Below are 21,817 nucleotides of genomic sequence, written 5' to 3'. Positions count from 1 at the left end.
GGAACACCGGGTCGCTTGCGATCCGGACCGCGCCCGACCCCGCCCCCCTTCGGTGTCGGGTGCGATGCTGCGGTGGTCTGTTGAAACAGGCGGTGCCCGATCATCCTGCCTCAGGCCCCCAGAATGGCGCGGATCGCCGGTTCGTTGATGTCGTGGTGCTCCGCGATCACCACCAGATGCGACCGGCGCGGCGCATCGCCCCAGGGGCGGTCGTATTGGGTGCGCAGACGCTCTCCCACCGCCTGCACCAGCAGGCGCATCGGCTTGCCCGCCACCGCGACATACCCCTTGACCCGCAGCGCATGCTGATCGCGGGCAAGCCTGAGGATCGCCGCCTCCAGCGCCGCGACATCGGCGATCTCGCCCAGATCGACGACGATGCTGTCGAAGTCGTCATGTTCGTGATCGTCGACGACGTCATGATGCGAGGGGCGCGCATCAAGATCATCCTCGGCCGCCGCTTCCAGCCCCAGCACCACGCGCGGGTCGATCACCCCTTCGGTCATCGGCAGCACCGGCAGCTTGCGCGGCGCCTCGGCCTCGATCACCGCGCGGGCGGCGGCAAGGCCAGCCTCTCCCGCAAGATCGGCCTTGGAGAGGAGCACGATATCGGCGCAGGCGATCTGATCCTCGAAAACCTCCGACAGCGGGGTTTCGTGGTCCAGGCTGTCATCGGCGGCGCGCTGCGCCTCGACCGCCTCGACATCGGGGGCGAAGCGGCCGGCGGCCACCGCTTCGGCATCGGCCAGTGCAATCACCCCGTCGACAGTGATGCGCGAGCGGATCGCCGGCCAGTCGAAGGCCTTCAGCAGCGGTTTCGGCAGGGCGAGGCCGGAGGTTTCGATCAGGATATGATCTGGCTTTTGCGGCAGCGCCATCAGCGTCTCGATCGTCGGGATGAAATCATCCGCCACGGTGCAGCAGATGCAGCCATTGGCGAGCTCGACGATATTCTCGGCCGGGCAATTCTCATCGGCGCAGGACTGCAGGATATCGCCATCGACGCCGGCGGTGCCGAATTCGTTGACCAGCACCGCCAGCCGCTTGCCCTGCGGGTTGGCCATCAGGTGGCGGATCAGCGTGGTCTTGCCGGCGCCGAGAAAGCCGGTGACGACGGTGACGGGGATTTTCGACAGATCGGACATGCGCGGTTACTCCTGCGGCGGTAGGCGGGCGATGGATTGTTTGCGGAAGATCACCGGACGGTCGCGCCAGGGCACCAGCCCGTCGTCGGTGGCGGAATAGGCGGTGACGCCTTGCAGGATGTCGGCGACATCCGCGTCGGGGTCGAGATCGCCATAGATATAGGTCCAGCGTTCGGCGCCGCCGCTGAGCGCGAGGGCACAGCCGCGCGAACAGGCCGACAGGCAGGCGACAGGGCGCAGATCCACCCCGTCAGGCAAATCGGCGGCCTGCAGGGCCTGCAGCATGCGGGTGCCCGGGCGCGGGCTGTCCGCAGCGTCCGGCTGGCCGCGGCGACAGGTGGTACAGACGGTGATCGTGACCCTGGCCATGGTCCCCTCTCGAAAAGCGGCAAAAGGGGAAAGGCCAGCAGGGGCGCCCGACAATGGAACAGCCCATAGCCGGTCGCGAAACACCCCGTTCGCCCGTTACATCACGATGCTGGCAGGTCTCCCGGCTTGCGGATTCAGGAGCACAGCCAGGGCTGGCACTCCAGCGGTCTGCCCACCTTCCCAGCCTCTCGGCCAGTGGTTGGACGACCTCTCCGGTCACGGTCGCGGGGGCGGCTGCGCTTCGGTCCGGACCCGTGCGGGCGGCGGACCTGTCGCATTCCCTCTTCGCCTGTCAGGGACAGGAACCAGCAGATCTGCACCTGATCCCAGGACCGGGGAATTGTCAAGCGGGCACAGGTGGTTCGCGGAAACGGTACCGGTGTGGGAGGCGCGGTCAGGCGGGGGCCAGCAGCAGATCGAGCCCCTGACGCAGCCGGGTTTCCAGCGCCTCCGGGCTTTCCCCGGTCAGCATGTAGCCGCAGCTGAGGGTGAAGGCATAGACCGAGATCGCGCGGGTCCGGGCGGCGTCCGGGGCGAAGCCGCAGGCCTCGAACTGCCGGCTGAAAAAGCCCAGCCGTTCGGCATCCACCTGTTCCAGCCCGTGGCGCACATGGGCATCGCCGTGCCCCCATTGCCGCATCGCCACCTCGGCGCCGACATCATAGCTGCCGAGGGTGACGAATTCGACCACATGCCAGATCCGCGCCACCGGGTCGGAATAGAGCGCCTCGACCCGTTCGATCAGCCCGGTGGTCTCCCGCCGGCGCCAATGGTCGAAGAGTTGCAGCAGGAAGTCCTGCCGGTCCTGGAAATGCCAGTAGAAGCTGCCCTTGGTGACCTTCATTGCGGAGCAGAGCTTGTCGATCCGGAGCCCGGCGGGACCGTCGCGGGCCACCAGCGCAATGCCGGCGTCGAACCAGTCCTGCGGCGACAGCCGGTCTGCCTTGATCCGGCCGGTGCCGGCGGCGGGCGGGTCGCGGTCTGCGGGGTCGGTCATCTGCTGCGCTCGCCTTGCGGTCCTGGGTCCGGGGCCGGCGGTCCTGCCGCTGTCCCCGGCGCTTTGTAGCCGCTGCATCCGCGCCGCGCCAGCCTGCGGGTCCCGAAGGCGCCCCGGAGTGCGGCTCCGGGACAAGGGGATTGACCGGCGCGGCGGGTCTTCGCAAAGTCTATACCAGATGGTATGGAGATTCGCATGTGCCCGAGCCAGCGACGCTCCGCCACCGCACCCGAAGCCCGAGAAAGGACCCCTGATGAGCATCATTCTGACCGAGAAAATCACCTCTCCCGCGGCCTGGGTGGCGGAGGATTTCGACGCCGACAACAGCTGGATTCATCCGCTGAGCCCGGAGGCGGTGGCGGCGATCGACACGGCACTGGCCGGGCTGGAGGCGCGCGGGCTGAGCTTTCCGCATTTCACCAAGGCGGATTTCCCTCTGGGGCCGCTTGAGGCAGAGCTGGCCCGCTGTTCGGACGAGCTGGAAAACGGCCGCGGCTTCTGTGTCCTGCGCGGCCTGCCGGTGGAGCGTTACAGCGACATTCAGATCAACACGATCTACTGGGCCATTGGGCTGCACATGGGGCAGCCGGTCGGCCAGAACCCGCGCGGCGACCTGATCGGCGAGGTCATGGCGGTGGGCGATGCCAGCAAGAAGGAAACCCGGGTCTACGAGACCAACCTCTATCTGCCCTATCACTCGGACCCGTCAGACGTGGTCGGGCTGCTGTCGATCCGCAAGGCGAAACAAGGCGGGCTCAGCAGCCTGATCTCGGTCGCCGGCATCTATAACGAGATCCTGGAAAACCACCGGGAATTTCTCGGCCTCTATTACCGGCCGTGGTATTTCTCGCATCTGTGCGAAGACATGCCGAGCCTGTCGCCGATCTTCAGCTTTCACGATGGCAAGCTCAGCTGCCGGTATCTGCGGCAGTATCTGGAACTGGGGCATGAGATCATGAATGCGCCGCTGTCGCAGGTGGAGAACGAGGCGCTGGATCTGTTCGACGAGATCATCGCCATGGACCGGATGCGGCTGGACATGATGCTGGAGCCGGGCGATCTGCAATTCGCCAATAATTATGCGGTGCTGCATTCGCGCAATGCCTTCGAGGATTTCGAGGAGCCGGAGCGGATGCGCCGGCTGCTGAGGCTCTGGGTCAAGATGCCCAACGCCCGGAAACTGGCGCCCGAATTCCCCGGCCGCAATGGCTTCCAGATCCCGGAAGGCGCCTATTGAACCCCGATCCCGGGGACGCTCCGGCCGATTGAGCGGCCGGAGCGTCCCCGGGATCGGGTTATGGGCCAGATCGGGCCAGATCGGGGTGGTTCAGGCGGCGGAGGCTTCCAGCGCTGCGGCTGTCGTCCCGGGGCGCGCGGCGACGGCAGCGGTCTCTCCGGCGGCGGTGTCCGTCTCTGCCGCGTCCCAGTGCAGCGGCCAGTTCCAGTGTTGGGTGTCACCTGATTGCAGGGCACTGAAATGCCGGGCGATACGGGCGATCAGGGCGGCATCGGCCCCGGCCTTCAGCCCAGGATAGGGCGCACCGTGATAGGGGCCGTCATAGGTCAGCACATCCTCGATCCGCCGGTTGCGCGCGAACACCTCCTGAATGGTGCGGCACTCCTTGTCCGGCGGATCCATCCGCAGCGCATAGAGCAGCCCGAGCGCGGCGCCGAATTCCAGCGCCTCGGTCGGCTGGCCGTGCCGGCGCGCCATGTCGATATTGCCGAACACCCGTTCGCGGCGCTGCAGCTTGCGCAGCGGGTCGCGGCCGACCCGGGTCGTGCCGTCCTTGAACGAACTGCGGCAGCGGCTGACGAAGGTGTCGACGAAACGCGGCAGCAGATCCTTGGCGGCGGGGAATTCGGCCAGCAGCGCCGGCTGAATCTCGGTCCCCAGCAGCCGGTCGACCAGCGCCTCGACCCGCGGGTCGCTCATGCCCTGGCCGATGGTGTCGTGGCCCAGCAGCCGGGCGTACCAAGCGATAATCGCATGGGTGCCGTTCCACAGCCGGTTCTTGATCATCTGCACCATATGGATGTCGTCGACGGTATGGACCTGGCGCAGCCGGGTCAGCATCTGCGGCCCGGCCTCGGCATAGAGCGGCATGTCGGGTTCGCTGTGGTAAAGCACCAGTGACAGCTGATCGACTGCCCGGGCGGTCTCCGCCGCGCGGTGCAGCCGCCGGGTCGCCTGGGCCAGCGCCGCCGGCATGTCGGAGGAGGATGCCATCGGCGCGGCAGGGGGGCGGGACAGCTCGTCGAAGATCTTCAGCTTGATCCTAGCCTGCCGCATCAGCGCCTGCCGCGACATCCGCGACACGATGCGGCTGACCACGGTTTCCGGCACCGGCGTCTTGGCCATGATCTCGTCGCAGAGATCGGGGGCCAGACGGCGCAGCGCGGTCTCGATCGCATCGCGGATGAACCGCGCGCCGGAGACCTTGTTGACGATGGTCAGGATCACCAGCGCGCCACCGCCGGCCCGATGCCGGGCCAGCAGCCCCTTGGCGATCAGAGGCGCCTGGTGCCGGATCGCGCCTTCGGGCATGCTGAGGCCGATGATCGCCGCCGCGCGGTACATGTCGCAGACCGCAGCCTCGTCGGCGCTGTCGATCAGATGCACGTTCTCGATGGTCTGGTCGAAGGCCCGGCCGCCATAGCGCACGGTGTAGCGGCCGAAGGCATTGACCAGATCGCGCAGGATCGCATCGCCGGTGACGCCGATGATCTCCGACGGACGGGTGTAGCCGTCCCAATGGGAGAAGATCTGCGCCAGATAGCCGCCACCCATGGCGCCGAAGCCGTGGATACCGACCTTGTGATCGTTCAGCGTGTCGGGAAAGGGATCGGTCAGCGCCGGCACCGATAATGCCGGGGTGACCTCGCGCAGGTCCTCCAGAAACCCCTCCATCGCGGTCTGATAGCCACGGAAGGCGCGGGCGCGGATCGCTTCGGGCGGGTCCTTGATGTCGCGCAGGTAGACCGGCAGCCCGCCGGAGCTGTCGGCCGCGCGCAGCCCGTTCTCGGAATCCTCCATGATCAGGCAGACCTCCGGGGCGCAGCCCAGCTCCGCCGCCGCGCGCAGGAAGATTTCAGGATCGGGTTTGCCGCTTTCGACCTCATCGCCGCAGACGGTGATATCGAAGTATTTCATCACGTTGGCGTTGATCAGATATTCCTCGGCAATGGCGCGGCGCGAGGAGGTGGCGACCGCCAGCGACAGGCCGCTGCGGCGCAGCCGTTCCAGCACCTCGTAAAGCCCGGGTTTCACCGGTACGCCGTGGCGGCGCACATGTGCCAGTTCCAGCGCGTCGGCGCGGGCGCGGATCTCGTGATAGGGGTAATCGGCACCGTTATGCGCCTTGGCCAGCGCTTCGGCCCGTTTGGCGCTGAGCCCGAGCGAGCCGATCAGCGTGTTTTCAGCGATGGCGGTTCCGGTCAGCTCGCGAGAGGCCTGGCGGATGGTTTCGAACCGGAGACGTTCGGTGTCGAACATCGTCCCGTCCATGTCGAAAATGACGGCGTGAATCGGTTTCTGGCCGAAATGGATCATTATGTGTCCTGTTTGTCCTCACATGGCTCCTCCCTGTGACAAGGCTGAGGATAAAACGCCCTCGCTCCTCCCTGCGGGTGGGCGGTCGTCCTCGGTGGATTGTGTTTCGGCCCGGCGCATCGGCGGGGCCGGCCTGCGTGAGATGAATTGGGACAGACCAGAGGTCCGTCGCAGGCAGAGCGCGGCAATGCAGGCAGGGGCGCGATCGCCGGAAGGCGCGGACCCGAAACGCTCCGCCCGTCGGCAAAGCTGTGCCGAATGAGCCTGTTAACGGTAACGAGCGCCCGCTGGTCTGTCAAATTTCACCCAATGGAAAGGCCGTCCCGGGCGTGGATTTCGACAACCCTGCCGGGAAAACGGGCACAGGGCCGGGCACGGGCGGGGGAAGGGCCGGCAACTGTGTTACCCTGTGGACATGTCGACGCGCCCGATCCGGCGGGGGGAGGGCGGCGATAGCAGAAGGGAAAAATTTGTCGTTCGCGGTGACGACAGAATGTGACGGCACAATCCCCCATGCTTTCGTCGATACGAACGCGGAAGCCGGACCAGGTGCCGGGGCAGAGCCCGGGTGCCGGCGCGAGGGGCCAGACCCCGATGTCGCCGCCCCGTAGCCCAGTGGCATCGGGGAAAACGACCGGCAGGCGGCGTCGGTGCGCATCGAAGACTGCCGGTATGGGAGGAGAGAGAACATGTTTGGTGTCCTGAGGCTTGTGTCGAGGGCCGCGACCGGGCTGGCCGGGATCGGCATTATCATCATGCTGGTGCTGGTCACCTCGGACGTGCTGATGCGCGCGATCTTCAATATCGCGCTTCCCGGCATCGATGCGATCGTCGCCTCTTATCTGATGGTGGCGACGATCTTCCTGCCGCTGGCCCTGCTCGAGGTGCTGGACGAGAACATCGCCGTCGATGCGCTGCGCAATGCGGTGCCCGACCTGATGAAGGATCTCTTCGATATCGTCGCCTATATCCTCGGCGCCGCCTTTTATGCGCTGCTGGGCTGGCTCTACTTCAAGGTCGCGATAGAGGCCTTCGAGGTGCGCGAATATGTCACCGGCACCTGGGATGTGCCGATCTGGCCGGCGCGGGTGTTCATGCCGATCGGGCTGATCCTGGCGGCCGCCGTGGCCGCGGCCAAGCTGATCATCGCGATCCGCATGCTCGTCACCGGCCAGAAACCTTCTGATCATCATACTGCGGGATCTTTCTGAAATGACCGAACGCGAACTCATCGGCGCAATCAGCGTTGGAATCGTGCTGCTGCTGGTGGCCATCCGGGTCCCGGTGGGCATCGCGATGGGGGCGGTCGCCTTTGGCGGCATCTGGGCCTCGATCAGCCTGAACGCGGGGCTCGGCGTTCTCAAGGCGGTGCCGTTCGAAATGGTCGGCGACTGGAACCTGTCGGCGATCCCGATGTTCCTGCTGATGGGCTATATCGCCGCCTCGTCGGAGCTGACGAAGAACCTGTTCAAATCCGCCCGGATCACCCTGGGCTGGCTGCCCGGGGGGCTGGCCTCGGCGACGGTGATCTCGGCCGCGCTCTTCGCGTCGGCTAGCGGGTCCAGCGTCGCCACGGCGGCCGCGTTCTCGCGCACCGCGGTGCCGGAGATGCTGAAGGCGAAATACCATCCCGGGCTGGCCACCGGTTCGGTGGCGGCGGCCGGCACGCTCGGCGCGCTGATCCCGCCCTCGGTCCTGATGATCGTCTTCGGCATCACCATGTCGGAATCGATCAACCAGCTGTTCCTGGCGGGGCTGATCCCCGGCGTGCTCTCGGCCGTGGTCTTCATCCTCTATATCACCATCCGGGTGACGCTGCAGCCGTCGCTGGCGCCGCGGGTGCGCGAAGAGATTTCGGCCGAGGAAAAGCGCGAGGCCTTCCGTGACGTCTGGCCGCTGCCGCTGATCATCCTCTGCGTCATCGGCGGCATCTTCGTCGGGCTGTTCACCCCGACCGAGGCAGGCGCTATCGGCGCGGCGCTGACGATCCTGCTGGCCATCGTGCGCCGGTCCTTCACCCTCGAAGGGTTCCGCGACGCGCTGAAGCGGACCGCGACCGGCACCGCCTCGATCTTCATCATCGTGGTGGGCGCGGCACTGTTCCAGCGGCTTCTCGGGCTGACCGGTCTGGCAAGCTATTTCTCGGACCTGGTGGCGATGCACATCCACAGCCAGCTGGGCGTGATCCTGGCGATCTCGGTCCTCTATCTGGTGATGGGCTGCTTTCTGGAGCCGGTGTCGATCATGCTTCTGACCCTGCCGGTGCTGGCGCCGGTGCTGGAACACTATTCGATCGATCTGGTCTGGTTCGCGGTGATCACCGTCAAGCTGCTGGAGATGGGAATGGTGACGCCGCCGATGGGGCTGAACATCTTCGTCGTCAAGGGCGCGATGGGAGATCAGGTCACGCTGGGCCAGGTCTTTCGCGGCACCTTCGGCTTCCTGCTGTCCGACATCCTGACGCTGGCGCTCATCATCGCATTCCCGATCCTGTCGCTGTGGCTGCCCGGCCTCACGCACTGACACGATACTGACCCCTTACTTTCATTGGAGGAGACACGAAATGAAGGTCAAGACACTCTCTCTCGCGGCGACCATGGCCATGACGGTCTGGGCCGGCGCGGCGGCGGCGGCCACCTATCAGGCCAGCATCTATCTGCCGGCCACCTATCCGCAGGCCAAGAATGCCTATGCCGGCATGTTCGACCGGGTGCGCGAGGCCACCGGCGGCAAGATGAAATTCGATATCCACTATGGTGGGTCGCTGCTGCCGGCGAAAACCACGATCAACGGCATGCGCGACGGGGTGGCTGATGTCGGCTTCGTCTACCCGTCCTACACCCCGGCGGAACTGCCGATCCAGGCATTCCTGAACAGCGCCAGCTTCGTCGCCGACGACTCGCTCGCCGTGGCGCTGGCTTATAGCGAGCTGAACTTCACCAACCCGGACGCGCAGGCGGAATGGGCCAAGTTCAACGTCGTCTTCACCGGCGCCTTCTCGACCCCGGTCTACAACATGATGTGCAACACCGAGGTGACGACGACGGAGGAAGCCAAGGGCAAGCGGATGCGCACCGCCGGCGCCGCCTTCACCGGGCTGGCGGATTCGCTGGGGGCCACCGCGGTTTCGGTGCCGATCGGCGATGCCTACAGTGGCATGCAGCGCGGCTCGCTCGACTGTATCCTGGCCGACCCCACCAATATGATCACCGCCTCCTTCAACGAAGTGGTGACCGATATGACCGTGGTGCCGCTGGGGGTGGTGACCGGGGCCAACTGGGTGTTCAACAAGGACAGCTGGGGCCGGTTCTCGGACGAGGAGCGCGCGCTGCTGAAGGACGAGATGGCGCTGGCGCTGGCCCGCACCCAGCTCGAATTCGACCAGTCGGTGACCGCGGCCTTCGACGACGCCAAGGCGAAGAACATCAGCCTGCATGATGCCAGCGCCGGTCTGGAAGAGCATATCGACGGCTTCAAGGCAGAGTTCATCGCCAATCTGGTCAGCAACGCCACCAACGTGCCGCATGCGCAGGAGATCTTCGACGAATATGCCGAGCTGCAGAAGACCTGGAGCGCACGGCTCGACGAGATCGACCGGACCGACGATGCCGCCGTGGCGGCGCTGATCCGGGAACACCTGATGAGCAAGCTTGCCCAGTAAGGTCTGATCCGGCCCCCGCGCGGGGCCGCTCCCAGGGCCCCGCCGTTCGGTGTTGCGAATGGCGGGGCATTTTACGCTAAAGTCCAGCTGCAGAAGGAGAACGATCATGGCAGAGGACGCCCAGCCCGACAGCAGGCTCGATATCGGGCAATTCAAGGGGATGTTGAAATCGGATATCGCCGTGGTCACCGGCGCCGCCATGGGCAACGGCGCGGCGATCGCCCGCGGTCTTGCGCTCTGCGGGGCGCGGGTGGTGGCGACCGACCGCGATGCCGAGGCGCTGGCGCCAACGGTCGAGGCGATCCGCGCCGAGGGCGGCGATATCGTCGGCATGACCGGCGATGTTTCGACGATGGCGGATTGCGACGCGCTGGCCGAGTCTGTCGCGCGCGAGGTCGGCCCGGCTTCGATCCTGATCAACAACGCCGGCATCGTGCGCCGGGTTCTGACCGACGACGATGGTTTCGTCGCCTCGGTCGAGGCCCAGCTTTCGGTCAACGCGATGGGTTCGGTGCAGATGGTCAAGGCGTTCCTGCCGCAGCTGAAGCAGACGCGCGGCCGGGTGGTGAACCTCGGGTCGATCGCCAGCTTCCGCTCCACCACCGGCGGGGTTGGGTACGGCATGTCCAAGGGCAGCGTCCTGCTGATGACCCAGACGCTGGCGGCAGAACTGGCGCCCTTCGGCATCCGGGTCAACGGCATCGCGCCGGGGGTGATCGCCACGCCGATGACGCTGCCGACCCGATCGAACCCGGAGACGGTTAAGAAATACTATGAACACATCCCCTTCGGTCGCTTCGGTGAACCCGAAGAGCTGGTTGGCCCGGCGCTGTTCCTGGTTTCGGCGCAGTCGTCCTACGTCACCGGCGTGATGCTGCCGGTCGATGGCGGGTTCCTGTCGATGTAAGGAAGAGAGGGCCATGACGGCTCTGCAGGCGCCCCGGTGCGGGGCGCCTTTTTTTGGGGTCTATGTGGATTTGCCCGCGGCGTGCGGGCCCAGACGTCGGGGCTCAGACGATGCGAAGCTCGTCGACTGCGACCGCCAGCGCCGCCTCGGCGTGATCGTTGATGATCCCGCGCAGTGCCGATGTTTCCGAGACGAGGCGCGGATCGGCGGTGCGGATCGAGATCAGCAGGGTCGGGGGCTGGGGCTCTGACCACAGGGTCTCGCGGGTGAAGCCCGGTGTCAGCGGATCGATGCTCAGCGTGATCGCGGTGCCCGCTGCCGTCAGGGCGGCGCAATGGGCCACCAGCGCGGCCTCCAGCCGGACCGGGGCGGTGCTGCGCGCCAGGACCATGTATTTCGCCGCCTCTGCCGCTGCCGCCTGCGGACAGTCGGCTTCCCCCACCACCAGGGCGGTGAGGCCGGAGAGGAAGTTGGGCTCATCCACGATCAGGGCCCTGGTGGTGTCGGACTGCGCGGCGCGGTCGACATCTGCCTGCGAGCCGAACCACAGTTCGACAATGCCGTCGACCTGGAACCGGGGCGGGCCGAACTGCCAGCAGACCCGGGTGACATGGTTCTGGTTGTACCGGTCCAGCCCGTCAAAGCCGGCGGCGATATCGGCGTGGATGCTGGACCAGTGGTCGCGGAAGGCCGGCACGGGGACGTCCTCGCGCCGGCGCAGCAATGTGCAACGTTTGATCATGGACGTCCCTTTCCTGGATCGGGGCACCGCGCTCAGGCGGCCGCCCCCTCGCTGATCCCCGCCAGATGCCGGCCGGCGATATAGCCGAAGGTCATCGCCGGGCCCAGTGTGATGCCGCCGCCGGAATAGTTGCCGCCGAAGAGGCTGGCGGCATCGTTGCCGACCGCATAGAGCCCGGGGATCGGGTCGTTGTGGCTGTTGAGCACGCGGGCCGAGGCATCGGTGCGATGGCCGACGAAGCTGCCCAGATCGCCCAGCACCACGCGGATGGCGTAGAACGGCCCGTTCTCGATCGGCTTCACGCAGGGATTGGGCTTGTGATCGGGATCGCCGAGATAGCGGTTGTAGGCGGTGGTGCCGCGACCGAATTCCGGATCCTCGCCGGTCTCGCGAGCGTGACGGTTGAAATCCGTCACGGTCTTCTCCAGCCCGTCGGGGTCGATACCGGTGGCGGCGGCGAGTTCGCGCAGGGTCTTGCCGCGCTTGAGATAGCCCGAGCGCAGCGCTGGCTGCAGCGGGATCGGATAGGGTTTGACGAAGCCCAGCCCGTAGAGCCGCAGGGTCGGGTGGTCGATGATCAGCCAGGATTCCGCCTCGCCGACGCCATCGTGGGCGGCGATCAGCCCGGAGCCGTAATCGTGATAGGAATTCGCCTCGTTGACGAAGCGCCGGCCATTGCGCATCACTGCGATGACACCGGGTTTGCCGCGGTCGACGAAATGCGGGAAGGTGCCATAACTGCCGTCCTTGCGCGGCACCAGCGAAATCGGCACCCAGGCGGCCGGCTGCTTGTAGCCGTCAGAGATCGCCGCATCGAGATCGGCGGTGATCCGCATCGCGTCGCCGGTATTGTCGGGGTTGGCGGGGGAATAATGGCCGCTGCCGGTCGGGGCGTGACTGTAGAGCTTCTTGCGCATCTCCATGTCGAAGGGGAAGCCGCCGGTGGCCAGCACCACGCCCTTGCGCGCCTTCAGCGTCTGCTGGCCCGAGGGGCCATCGACGACGACGCCGGTGACGCGCCCGTTTTCTAGGATCAGGTCCTTGAGCGGCGTGCTGGTCCGGATCTCGACCCCGCGGTCGAAGGCCGATTTGGCCAGCCGCGCCACCAGCGCGGCGCCGTTGGTCAGCCGCATCGTCTTGCCGTAGCGAACCTTCTCATACCCGTAGCGGGCCAGCAGCGCGCCGACATAGCCGAAGGATTTGACCGAGCGGGTGGCCTCGAAGAAGTGCTTCAATTCGCGGTTGGAGCCGACCATCATGCCCATGAAGGTCGCCTCGGGGATCGGCGGCGCCAGCCGGTCGGCGTTCTTGCCGAGGGTGGCGAGGTTCACCGGATCGGCGTTCAGCGAACGGCCGCCATCCATCCCGCCCGGCTGATAGGGGTGGTAGTCGGGGAAATAGCTGCCCAGGGTGAATTTGACATCGGTGTTGCGGTCGAACCAGTCGAGCATCTTCGGCCCGCTGTTGAGGAAGGCATCGACCCGGGTTGCGTCGAACTGGTTGCCGGCCTCGGCCTCGATATAGGTGCGGGCCTTGTCGAAGGAATCCTCCAGCCCCTCGCGCTTGGCGTGGCTGTTGTTGGGGATCCAGATCCATCCGCCCGAGCGGGACGTGGTGCCACCGAACTTGTCGGACTTCTCGATCACGAGCACGGAGAGGCCCTCGTCGGCGGCGACGATGGCGCTCGACAGCCCACCGGCACCGGACCCGGCAACGATGACGTCAAACTCATTCTTGTTCATTGGCTTCTCACCTTTGTCGATACTGTGCTTGCTGGCGCGCGCCTCCCGGAGGTGCAGAGAATCGTCCGGGCGCGCGGGTCATTCCGTTCGATCTGCAGTTTGCTCAGGAGAGGCCGTCAGGTCTGTCCCCCCAGCCGATGACAAAGCTCCCGGTGAAAGCTTCGGGCGAAAAGATGCGTCCAACATGATGCAATTCATGGTTTTTTCAGGATCGTGCGGGCGCGGAGCAGGTGAGCGGAGGGGCCCGAGACGGTGCCAGGATGGAAGATCTTGGAATTCGTCTATTGTTAATGTATTAGTTATTGGGAGAGGTGGAGGCGCAAATGCAAACGATGACGGCCCGTATATCCCAGCCGGAGGTCAGCTATGTCCGGATGGACGATGTCGATACCTGGCACGAGATCGTTTGCGCCACGTTTTCGCGAACCCAATACGTGCCGGGCGAGGACAGGCAGTTCCGTGGTGAACTGAGCTCGGTCTCGCTGGGGCAGGCGCGGATGTCGCGCATCCAGTCGTCGGCCGGATGGTTCGCGCGGGACTCGCATTACATCCAGCGCGATCAGTTCGACGGCTACATGTTTCTGATGGCGCAACGCGGCGAGCTGCGGCTGACCCAGGGCGAAGATCGTTGCCTGGCCCGCCACGGTGAGGCGCTGGTCTATCGCCATGGCACGCCGTTCGAGCTGGAAATCCCGCAGAAATACCTGGCCATGGCGCTTTGGGTGACGCCGGAGCTGATGGAGCGGCATTGCCCGGCGATCGTGAACAGCAAATCGCCGATCGTGCTGAGGCAGGACAATGTGAACAGCCTGTTGGCGCTGACCATGATCGAAAAGCTCTGCACCGGCGCGGTGACGCGGCAGACGCTGAACACCGAGCAGCTGGTGGGGGCGACGCTGGACGTGGTCTCCACCGTCGGGCCGGAGCCGGCGCCGGTGGAGCAGCGCCATGCCAGGGCGCTGATGGATCGGCTGGCGGAGTTCGTGAACCGCAATATCGACGATACCGACCTGAACCTCGACCGTCTGGCGGAGGCGAGCGGGGTATCGCCACGGACGCTGAACCGGGCCTTCGCCACCGGCGGCACGACACCGATGCGCTGGGTCTGGGACCGGCGTCTGGAGCTGGCGCATGACGCGCTGCTGCGGGCGCGGGTGCAGAATGTGACCGAGGCTGCCTTCAGCTTCGGGTTCAAGGATGTCGCCCATTTCAGCCGGGCGTTTTCCCGCAAGTTCGGCGTGTTGCCGAGCAGCCTTCTGAAAAAGAACTGAGACCGCGGCGCGGCACTTCCCCCGGGCTGGCGTCTTACGACGCCAGTGCCAGTTTGCGTGCGGCGGAGGATTGGATCAGCATCGAGGAGAGCTGATTGATCGAGCTGACGTTCAGCCGGGCATAGGCACGGCGGCGATAGGTCAGCACGCTGGTTTGCTTGATCCCGAGGTCGAGCGCGATCCCCTCTGCCGTCACCCCCAGGATCGACCGGGCGCAGACCGCCACCTCGCGACGGGTCAGTTCCGGGAAAGCCCAGGACACGCAGTCCTCCATCTCCTCGGCGCTGACCTGGCGGAACCGGTGTTCCTCTCCCGACAGGCGGGTGTGCAGCAGCAGCAGGGGCAGAAGCAACGTACCGAGCTGGCTCAGCTCGCTGACCTGCGCCGGGCTGAAGGGGCCGTTGGCCGTCCGGGCGAACAGCTTCAGCAGCAGCAGCGTGTCGCCTTCCTTGCGCACGAGGGTCAGGTTTTCGCAATAACCCGGCCGGGTGAAGCAGGCGGAGCGGAAGCGCGGCGCGCGCACGCTTTCTGCCGCGACCTGGATGGCGTAGAACCCGTCGGGCGTGTCGGTGTCGAGCATGTCGAACAGCGGATCGTCGCCGAAGAAACTGGCGCAATAGTCCTCGGCCCGCGACCGGGCGGCAGCGTCGTCGCTGCTGCTGATGAGGACCGGACGGCCGCGCGCGTTGCGCGGGTAACGGGCGGCGAAGACCTCGGCGATGGCGAAGCGGCTGCGCAACAGGCTGTCGAGCATGTCGTCGAAGCGATCGGTTCCCACCGCCTGAACGATCTCGCACAGATCGGCAATGGCGGTATCGGCGCGGGCCTCGGCCATATCAATTCGCGAAAAGATCATCGTGTCGTCCTCCCTGGTCCGGGACGCGGGGTCTGGGCCCGGTCCTTGGGGATGAGGATAGGCCGTGGCGCCGGCCCGTGCTTGCATCCGCTTGCCAGAGGTCTTGTCTGGAATTGCCAGCCGCTGTCCTGAGCTGTGGCGACAGCGGCGCAACGGGCTCTGCCCGATGATCGCCGGATCGGAAAAACCATGCGGGAGGGACAGGGATGCCGGAGGACAGACAGGAATTCGCGGGCAGGGTGGTTTTCGTGACCGGCGGCGCCTCGGGCATCGGGGCGGAGACGGCGCGTTTGCTGGCCGGTCGCGGGGCGCGGGTGATGATCGCGGATCTCGATGGTGGCGCGGCGGAGGCGTTGGCGGCCGATCTGCGCGGCGCTGGTGGGCAGGCGGCGGCGCTGTGGCTGGATGTGAGCGATGCCGCCGGGGTGACGGCAGCGATCGCGGCCACGTTGGAGCGGTTCGGTCGGCTGGATGGCTGCGTGAACAACGCCGGCGTGGTCACACCCTATTGCGCGCTGGCCGATATCCCGCTCGACGAATGGGCGCGTCAGCTCAGCGTTAACCTGACCGGTGTCTTTCATTGCCTGCGGGCGGAGATCCCGGCGCTGCTGGCCGCGGGTGGCGGCAGCATCGTCAACATGTCTTCGATCCTCGGGGTCGTCGCCGCCGAGGGCCGCGCCGGATATGCCGCTGCCAAACATGGCGTGGTGGGGCTGACGCGGAGTGCCGCGCTGGACTATGCGACGCAGGGCATCCGGGTGAACGCGATCGCGCCGGGCTATGTCGATACGCCGATCCTCTCTGGCCGCGACGATGCGGAGCGGCGCGCTATCGCCGACCGTCACCCGATGCAGCGGCTGGCGCGGCCGGCGGAAATCGCCGAGGCGATCTGTTTCCTGCTGAGCGACCGGGCCAGCTTCATGACCGGCGCGGTGTTGGGGGCGGATGGCGGATATACAGCGCGCTGAGCGCGCTGTCGCTCTCCGCGGCGGCTTCAGTAGCCGACGGTGAACCGCATCCGGGAATGGCGGCCATCCTCGACCTCGTCCAGCATCGCGACGGCGAGATCCTCGTAGGAGATATGGCTCTTGCCGCCGTCATCGATCAGCAGATCGTCCTGGCCGAGCCGAAACTCTCCGGTGCGCGCGCCGGCTGTAAAGATCGCCGAGGGCGACAGGAAGCTCCAGTCGAGGTCCTCTGTGCCGCGCAGCGCCTCGAGCATCTTGCCGCCGGCACGGGCCTCGGGCAGGGCGGCTTCGGGGAAATTCGGTCCGTCCATCACCAGCCCGCCGGCGGGCGAGGTCAGCGAACCGGCGCCGCCGACCACCAGCAGCCGGGGCGCGCCGGCCTTGCGCAGCGCGCTCAGCAGGTTCTGCGGATCGTAGTCGACGAAACGCACCGTGCTGATCACCGCGTCCTGGCCTGCCAGAGCCTCGGCCAGCGCGTCGGGGTCGCCGATGGTCGCGATCCTGACGGTGACATTGGCCAGCTCCTCCAGCCGGGTGCGGGTGCGGCCGATGGCGGTGACCTCGTGCCGGCGCGACAGCGCTTCGGCCACCAGCCGCCGCCCGACGTTTCCGGCCGCCCCGATGATTGCGATTTTCATGTGTTCCCCTCCTCGGATTTGCGCGCTCCATCCGGCCACAGCGGGGGGTCGTGGGTCTGTCCTCACCGCTTGCGACAGGAAACCCCGGCCGGGATTGGCATGGTGGCCCGACACGGCGCGCCGGGGCGGATCGGGCCTGCGCGCGCATGAGCAGAAGGAACAGGCCATGGGCGAGACCGCCACAGCGACACTTTTCACCCCCCTTACGCTGCGGGGGCGGACGCTCAGGAACCGGGTGGTGATCTCGCCGATGTGTCAGCATGCGGGCCGGAACGGCCATGCGACCGACTGGCATCTGGTTCACTACGGCAAGTTCGTCTTGGGTGGCGCCGGGCTGGTGTTCACCGAAAGCACCGCGATCGCCTCCGACTCCCGGGTCGGCATCGACGATCTGGGGATCTGGTCGGACGATCATATTCCCGGTCTGAAGAGGCTGGCCGATTTCGCTCATGCCAATGGCGGGCTGATGGGGGTGCAGATCGCCCATTCCGGCCGCAAGGCATTTTCCCAGCCGCTCTGGCACGGCGGTCAGGCGCTGAGCGCGGCGGAGATCGAGGCCGCCGGGATCGCCTGGCGCCGGGTCGGGCCGAGCGCCATCGCCGCCGGGCCCGAATGGGGCGTGCCGCAGGCGCTGAGCGCGGATGAGATCGCGGAGATCGTCGCGCAGCATGTCGACGCGGCCCGCCGGGCGGATGCCGCCGACATGGACGCCATCGAGCTGCACTACGGTCACGGCTATCTGGTGGCGAGCTTTCTGTCACCCATCGCCAACCAGCGGCAGGACGCCTATGGCGGCACGCTGGAGAACCGGATGCGGCTGGCGGTGGAGATCGCAGCGGCGGTGCGGGCGGTCTGGCCGGCGGACAAGCCGCTGTTCGCCCGGCTGTCCTGCGTCGACGGGGCCGAAGGCGGCTGGGGCATGGATGACACCGTGGTGCTGGCAGCGCGGCTCAAGGCGGTTGGGGTCGATGTGATCGATTGCTCCTCCGGCGGGCTGTCGGAGGAGACCCGGCGCAGCAACGTGCCGCGCGGCTTCGGATTTCAGGTGCCCTTCGCCGCCCGGGTGCGGGCCGAGGTCGGGGTGCCGACGCAGGCGGTCGGGCTGATCACCAGCCCGGCGCAGGCCGAGGAGATCGTCGCCCGGGGGCAGGCCGATCTGGTGGCGATCGGGCGCGCGGCGTTGCAGGACCCCTATTGGCCGGCGGCGGCGCGGCGGGCGCTGACCGGGGAGGCGGGCTATACCCTCTGGCCGGAGCGGCATGCCGCCTGGCTGGACAAGCGCGAACCGGTGCTGCGTCGGCTGATCGCCGAACAGGAATAGGTGGCGGGCCTTTCCCGCCGAAACAGGAGGAGAGACAAGATGATTGCACGGTTCGGCCTGCTGCAGCGAAACCCGAAGCTGACGCCGGAGGCCTTCGACCGGCACTGGCAGGCGGCGCACGGGCCGCTGGCGGCGCAGTTCCCTGGGCTCAGGGCTTATTTTCAGCACCGGGTTGTGGACAAGGAACAGTTCGGCATCGACCATGCCCGCGGCCCCTGGGATCTGGATGGGATGTCGGAGCTGCATTTCGACGATCTTGAGGCGATGATGACGGCGGTGGCCACCCCTGCCTTCGGTGCCGCGCATAAGGACGAGGAAGACTTTCTGGGCGATGTCCATCTGCTTGCCTGCGAGAAACACGTGGTGGTGCCGGTCGAGCTGGGCGAGGGGCCCTTCGTGAAGCGGATGACACTGCTGAAGCGGCTGCCCGGGGTGTCTGAGGCGGAGTTCCGCCACGAATGGCTGAAGGTTCATGCCGATTGGGTGAGGCAGTGGCCCGATGTGCTGGGCTATGTGCAGAACCTCGTCGTCGACCGTTATCACGGCTCGCGCACCGAGAGCGCGGAGTACGACGCGGTGCCGGTGGACGGGATCGTGGAATTCTGGTTCCGCGACAAGGAGACGGCGGCGCAGCTCTATGCCAGCGATATCGTTACCCGGACCCAGCAGCATGCGCTGGATTTCCTGGATGAAATCACCCCGTTCTTCGTTGAGACCCGGCAGATCGCCTGATCCGGCGGGCGACCCGGCTCAGGTCCCGGCGCTGTAGCCCAGCTCGCCGGACAGCTGCCGGGTCGCCTCCAGCAGGGCGGGGATGAACTCCCTCTCGGCGCGGTCGCGCAGATAGTGGTCATGACCGATGATCGTCACCGTCATGACCATCTGCCCGGCGTGATCGAACACCGGCGCGGCATAGGCGGTGATCCCGGGAACCGGCGGATTCTCTGCCATCGCCCAGCCGGCGCTGCGGATCTGGTCGATCTCCTTGCGGGACATGAAGCGATAGGTGCCGACGCGGCCGCTGTCGGCCCGTTCGCGTTTCTCGCGCGCCAGCGCCTCCTTGATCGTGGCCTCCGGCAGAAAGGCGGTGAAGACCCGGCCGCTGGACGTGCCGGTCAGGGAATAGACCGTGCCGGGCCGGGTGTTCATGTTGAGCTGGCTGCCGCTTTCCTGAACTTCGACCACCGTGGGGCCGAAGGTGCCCCAGACCACCAGCGCCACATGCAGCGCGGTGCGTTCGGACAGCGCCACCGCGGTTTCGCTGGCCAGTCGCATCGGATCGGTGGTGCGCATGCTGGCGATGCCGAGGTCGAGGGCGAAGCGCCCCAGCCGGTAGCGTCCGGTCTCGGGATCCTGTTCCACCAGATCGGTCTTGCGGTAGCTGACCAGATAGGCATGCGCCTGCGCCGGGGCGAGGCCGGCGATCTGCGCAAGATCCTTCAGCGCCATTGGTTCGCCTTCGTCGACCAGCGCGGTGAGCAGGCGGGCCCCGGTCTCGATCGACTGGACACCGCGTCCCTCCGGTTTCGACGCGGCGGATTTCGGCGCGGCGGGCTTTTGGGTGATCCGGGCGGTCATGTCATCCCACCTCTCTGTCGGCCGGGGCGATGCTTCCGGCATAGGTCTGGGAGGGGGAGCCCGCAACCTCCGCGCCGCGGGCGGAAAGGGAGCCGGTCACGGCCAGCAGCCGCCGGACCTCTGCGGCCTCTTCCCCGACGTTGAGTTCGTCGGTCGGCCCGATCAGCGTGCCGACAAAGCGCATCTGCCCGTCGCAGCCGAAGATCGGCGCAGCGACGGCGTTCAGGCCGGGCACCGGCCCGCCCTCGGCGGTGGCGAACCCCCGGGCGCGGGTGGTGTCGCGTTGCCGGTCGAAATCGGCCCGGGTCAGGATGCTGCCGATACCGCTGCGCTGTCGCGACTTGTCCAGATCGGCGTCGATATGCTGTTCGATTTCCGGCGTGGTGCCGAAGGCGGCGAAGACCCGGCCGGTGGCGGTGCCGGTGACCGAGAACAGCGTGCCCTGGCGGATGTTCAGCGCGGTCTGCGTCACCCCGGCGTTGAAATGGATGATCGTCGGCCCCGCAGCGCCCCAGACCGCGAGGAGCGACATCACGCCGAATTCCTCGGTCAGCGCCTTCAGCTCCCGCACGGCCGCCGCGGCCTGGGGTGTGCTTTTCATCCAGCCGATGCCCAGCCGCAGGGCGAAGGCGCCGGTGCGGTAATGGCCTGTGGCCGGATCCTGGCGCACCAGCCCGACATGCCGCAGGCTGGTCAGATAGGCGTGACACTGCGCCGGGGCGAGGTCGGCGGCCTGGGCCAGGTCCTTGAGCATCATCGGGCCGCAGGTCTGGGCCAGGGCGCGCAGGATTCTGCCGCTCACCTCGATCGACTGGATGCCGCGTGCTCCCTGGCGCATGGGGGCCGTCCTTTCTGCCTTCCGCCGGAGGGCAGACCAATATGTGGCTCCCTCCGGAATTTGTGATGAGCAGAAAGGTTAGCCAGATTCTGCCGCGTGATACACCGTCTAATTACACCGGCAGGGGAAAAGCCGCCACGGCGTTACGGATGGCGATGGCATTTTGTCGGCCTTCCGGCATTCCAAACGAGATCCGCCGCCGATGAGCGGCGGCACCACCTCCGGAATGTCGTATCATGATGGGGGTGGTCGGTGCCATTCATCATATTTGTTATTGACGAATAGATTATCCATATGAAATCAGCGGGGGGACTGGCCCGCGCGCGCTGCGCGGGGGTGGGGCATACTCTGGCCCGGCCGGGCCGGGAGGAGGGCAGCATGACGGATCCGGTATTCTACGTGGTGATGGCGATCGCGGTTATCATCCTCGGTCTTTCCAAGGGGGGATTTGCCGGTATCGGCATGGCCAGCACGCCGCTGGTGGCCGCCTTTACCGACCCTCTCACCGCCGCGGGTCTGATGCTGCCGATCATGCTGATCCAGGATCCCGTGGCGGTCTTTCTCTATCGGCGCAGTTTCTGCCCGCGGCTCCTGCGCGTGATGATTCCCGGCGGATTGATCGGGGTGCTCGCCGCCTATGTGCTGGCAACCAGCGTGCCCGAATGGGGCGTCAAAGTGGTGCTGGGGGCGGTCTCCGTGATCTTCGCGGGCTGGCAGCTCCTCGGGCTTGTCCGGCGGCTGCCCGGGGCGGCAAGCGCTCCCCGCTATGATCGGCTTCTGGGGGGTCTGGCCGGGGCAGCCAGCGGCTTCACCAGCGCCATCGCCCATGCCGGGCCGCCGCCCTTTCAGATCTACGTGATGCCGAAAGGGTTGCGCAAGGAGGTCTATGTCGGCACCAGCGTGATCTTTTTCGCCGCGGTCAACCTGATGAAATTGCCGAGCTTCGCGGCGCTGGGGCTCTTTAACCGGGAAACGCTGGCGGTCAGCGCGCTGTACCTGCCGCTGGCGGTGGCTTCCAGCTGGGCCGGCGCCCGCCTGGTCCGGCATGTCGACGCCGATCGCTTCAGGTTGATCATCACGCTGATCCTGCTGGCGATCGGCTGCATCCTGTTGCTGCAGGGGGTGGCAGAGGCCGGTCTCCGGGGCGGGCATGGGAGCCTGGATCGGGCATAATCGCTCGCGGGGTGGGTCCTGCAGGGAACGGCTTTCCCTGTTCCCCACATCGCGCTTC

General features: G+C 66.6%; 20 protein-coding genes and 1 riboswitch. Of the genes, 10 read left to right on the top strand and 10 right to left on the bottom strand.

Annotated elements, in window-relative coordinates:
* Nucleotides 1-110 precede the first annotated feature (110 nt).
* The 3 genes from cobW to QO033_RS12020 all read right to left on the bottom strand — a co-directional run bounded on the left by cobW (nucleotide 111) and on the right by QO033_RS12020 (nucleotide 2,511).
* Nucleotides 111-1,145, bottom strand: a complete 1,035-nt coding sequence (gene cobW, locus QO033_RS12030; protein WP_284481219.1) for a cobalamin biosynthesis protein CobW — start codon at nucleotides 1,143-1,145, stop codon at nucleotides 111-113.
* Nucleotides 1,146-1,151: 6 nt separating this feature from the next.
* Nucleotides 1,152-1,514 (bottom strand): DUF1636 domain-containing protein, encoded by a 363-nt coding sequence (locus QO033_RS12025; protein ID WP_284481218.1) that lies wholly within the window; start codon nucleotides 1,512-1,514, stop codon nucleotides 1,152-1,154.
* A gap of 95 nt (nucleotides 1,515-1,609) precedes the next feature.
* Nucleotides 1,610-1,839: riboswitch (cobalamin riboswitch) on the bottom strand.
* Between the two features lie 69 nt (nucleotides 1,840-1,908).
* Nucleotides 1,909-2,511, bottom strand: coding sequence for a TetR/AcrR family transcriptional regulator (locus QO033_RS12020; protein WP_284481217.1), 603 nt, complete (start codon nucleotides 2,509-2,511; stop codon nucleotides 1,909-1,911).
* A 253-nt stretch (nucleotides 2,512-2,764) separates the two neighbouring features.
* Here QO033_RS12020 and QO033_RS12015 point away from each other — a divergent pair, with 253 nt between their 5' ends.
* Entirely contained in the window at nucleotides 2,765-3,748 is a 984-nt protein-coding gene (locus tag QO033_RS12015) for a TauD/TfdA family dioxygenase (RefSeq protein ID WP_284481216.1), read from the top strand.
* A gap of 90 nt (nucleotides 3,749-3,838) precedes the next feature.
* Here the strand turns inward: QO033_RS12015 and mtlD are convergent, their stop codons facing one another.
* The gene (gene mtlD, locus QO033_RS12010; RefSeq protein WP_284481215.1) at nucleotides 3,839-6,064 is read right to left on the bottom strand and encodes a bifunctional mannitol-1-phosphate dehydrogenase/phosphatase; all 2,226 of its coding nucleotides are present in this window, start codon (nucleotides 6,062-6,064) and stop codon (nucleotides 3,839-3,841) included.
* Between the two features lie 689 nt (nucleotides 6,065-6,753).
* On the opposite strand from mtlD, the gene QO033_RS12005 reads away from it, so the two are divergent.
* The 4 genes from QO033_RS12005 (at nucleotide 6,754) to QO033_RS11990 (ending at nucleotide 10,632) form a co-directional block, all read left to right on the top strand.
* On the top strand, nucleotides 6,754-7,275 hold the full coding sequence (locus QO033_RS12005) for a TRAP transporter small permease (RefSeq protein WP_284481214.1): 522 nt from the start codon (nucleotides 6,754-6,756) through the stop codon (nucleotides 7,273-7,275).
* A gap of 1 nt (nucleotide 7,276) precedes the next feature.
* Nucleotides 7,277-8,587 (top strand): TRAP transporter large permease, encoded by a 1,311-nt coding sequence (locus QO033_RS12000; RefSeq protein ID WP_284481213.1) that lies wholly within the window; start codon nucleotides 7,277-7,279, stop codon nucleotides 8,585-8,587.
* A gap of 40 nt (nucleotides 8,588-8,627) precedes the next feature.
* Nucleotides 8,628-9,725, top strand: coding sequence for a C4-dicarboxylate TRAP transporter substrate-binding protein (locus QO033_RS11995; RefSeq protein WP_284481212.1), 1,098 nt, complete (start codon nucleotides 8,628-8,630; stop codon nucleotides 9,723-9,725).
* Nucleotides 9,726-9,831: 106 nt separating this feature from the next.
* Nucleotides 9,832-10,632: an SDR family NAD(P)-dependent oxidoreductase gene (locus QO033_RS11990; RefSeq protein WP_284481211.1), complete on the top strand. Its 801-nt coding sequence runs from the start codon at nucleotides 9,832-9,834 to the stop codon at nucleotides 10,630-10,632.
* Nucleotides 10,633-10,735: 103 nt separating this feature from the next.
* On the opposite strand, the gene QO033_RS11985 is transcribed toward QO033_RS11990, so the two are convergent.
* The gene (locus tag QO033_RS11985) at nucleotides 10,736-11,374 is read right to left on the bottom strand and encodes an EthD family reductase (protein ID WP_284481210.1); all 639 of its coding nucleotides are present in this window, start codon (nucleotides 11,372-11,374) and stop codon (nucleotides 10,736-10,738) included.
* A gap of 32 nt (nucleotides 11,375-11,406) precedes the next feature.
* Nucleotides 11,407-13,116, bottom strand: coding sequence for an FAD-dependent oxidoreductase (locus QO033_RS11980; RefSeq protein WP_284481209.1), 1,710 nt, complete (start codon nucleotides 13,114-13,116; stop codon nucleotides 11,407-11,409).
* Nucleotides 13,117-13,439: 323 nt separating this feature from the next.
* Here QO033_RS11980 and QO033_RS11975 point away from each other — a divergent pair, with 323 nt between their 5' ends.
* Nucleotides 13,440-14,387, top strand: a complete 948-nt coding sequence (locus tag QO033_RS11975; protein WP_284481208.1) for an AraC family transcriptional regulator — start codon at nucleotides 13,440-13,442, stop codon at nucleotides 14,385-14,387.
* Between the two features lie 34 nt (nucleotides 14,388-14,421).
* On the opposite strand, the gene QO033_RS11970 is transcribed toward QO033_RS11975, so the two are convergent.
* Nucleotides 14,422-15,243, bottom strand: coding sequence for a helix-turn-helix transcriptional regulator (locus tag QO033_RS11970; RefSeq protein WP_284481207.1), 822 nt, complete (start codon nucleotides 15,241-15,243; stop codon nucleotides 14,422-14,424).
* Nucleotides 15,244-15,449: 206 nt separating this feature from the next.
* On the opposite strand from QO033_RS11970, the gene QO033_RS11965 reads away from it, so the two are divergent.
* Entirely contained in the window at nucleotides 15,450-16,211 is a 762-nt protein-coding gene (locus tag QO033_RS11965) for an SDR family NAD(P)-dependent oxidoreductase (protein WP_284481206.1), read from the top strand.
* Nucleotides 16,212-16,237: 26 nt separating this feature from the next.
* On the opposite strand, the gene QO033_RS11960 is transcribed toward QO033_RS11965, so the two are convergent.
* Nucleotides 16,238-16,849: an NAD(P)-dependent oxidoreductase gene (locus QO033_RS11960; protein ID WP_284481205.1), complete on the bottom strand. Its 612-nt coding sequence runs from the start codon at nucleotides 16,847-16,849 to the stop codon at nucleotides 16,238-16,240.
* Nucleotides 16,850-17,015: 166 nt separating this feature from the next.
* Between QO033_RS11960 and QO033_RS11955 the strand changes: the two genes are divergently transcribed.
* Nucleotides 17,016-18,170 (top strand): NADH:flavin oxidoreductase/NADH oxidase, encoded by a 1,155-nt coding sequence (locus tag QO033_RS11955; RefSeq protein ID WP_284481204.1) that lies wholly within the window; start codon nucleotides 17,016-17,018, stop codon nucleotides 18,168-18,170.
* 39 nt (nucleotides 18,171-18,209) lie between these two features.
* Nucleotides 18,210-18,902: an EthD domain-containing protein gene (locus tag QO033_RS11950; protein WP_284481203.1), complete on the top strand. Its 693-nt coding sequence runs from the start codon at nucleotides 18,210-18,212 to the stop codon at nucleotides 18,900-18,902.
* 18 nt (nucleotides 18,903-18,920) lie between these two features.
* Here QO033_RS11950 and QO033_RS11945 read toward each other — a convergent pair whose 3' ends face one another.
* Nucleotides 18,921-19,748, bottom strand: coding sequence for an IclR family transcriptional regulator (locus QO033_RS11945; protein WP_284481202.1), 828 nt, complete (start codon nucleotides 19,746-19,748; stop codon nucleotides 18,921-18,923).
* Between the two features lies 1 nt (nucleotide 19,749).
* On the bottom strand, nucleotides 19,750-20,586 hold the full coding sequence (locus tag QO033_RS11940) for an IclR family transcriptional regulator (protein WP_284481201.1): 837 nt from the start codon (nucleotides 20,584-20,586) through the stop codon (nucleotides 19,750-19,752).
* Nucleotides 20,587-20,964: 378 nt separating this feature from the next.
* Between QO033_RS11940 and QO033_RS11935 the strand changes: the two genes are divergently transcribed.
* On the top strand, nucleotides 20,965-21,759 hold the full coding sequence (locus QO033_RS11935; RefSeq protein ID WP_284481200.1) for a sulfite exporter TauE/SafE family protein: 795 nt from the start codon (nucleotides 20,965-20,967) through the stop codon (nucleotides 21,757-21,759).
* Nucleotides 21,760-21,817 lie beyond the last annotated feature (58 nt).

It is taken from the genome of Pseudodonghicola flavimaris (genome assembly GCF_030164425.1).
Taxonomy (GTDB): Bacteria; Pseudomonadota; Alphaproteobacteria; order Rhodobacterales; family Rhodobacteraceae; genus Pseudodonghicola; species Pseudodonghicola flavimaris.
The sequence above is the reverse complement of the archived record's forward strand: the minus strand, read 5'-3'. Positions and strand labels throughout refer to the sequence as shown.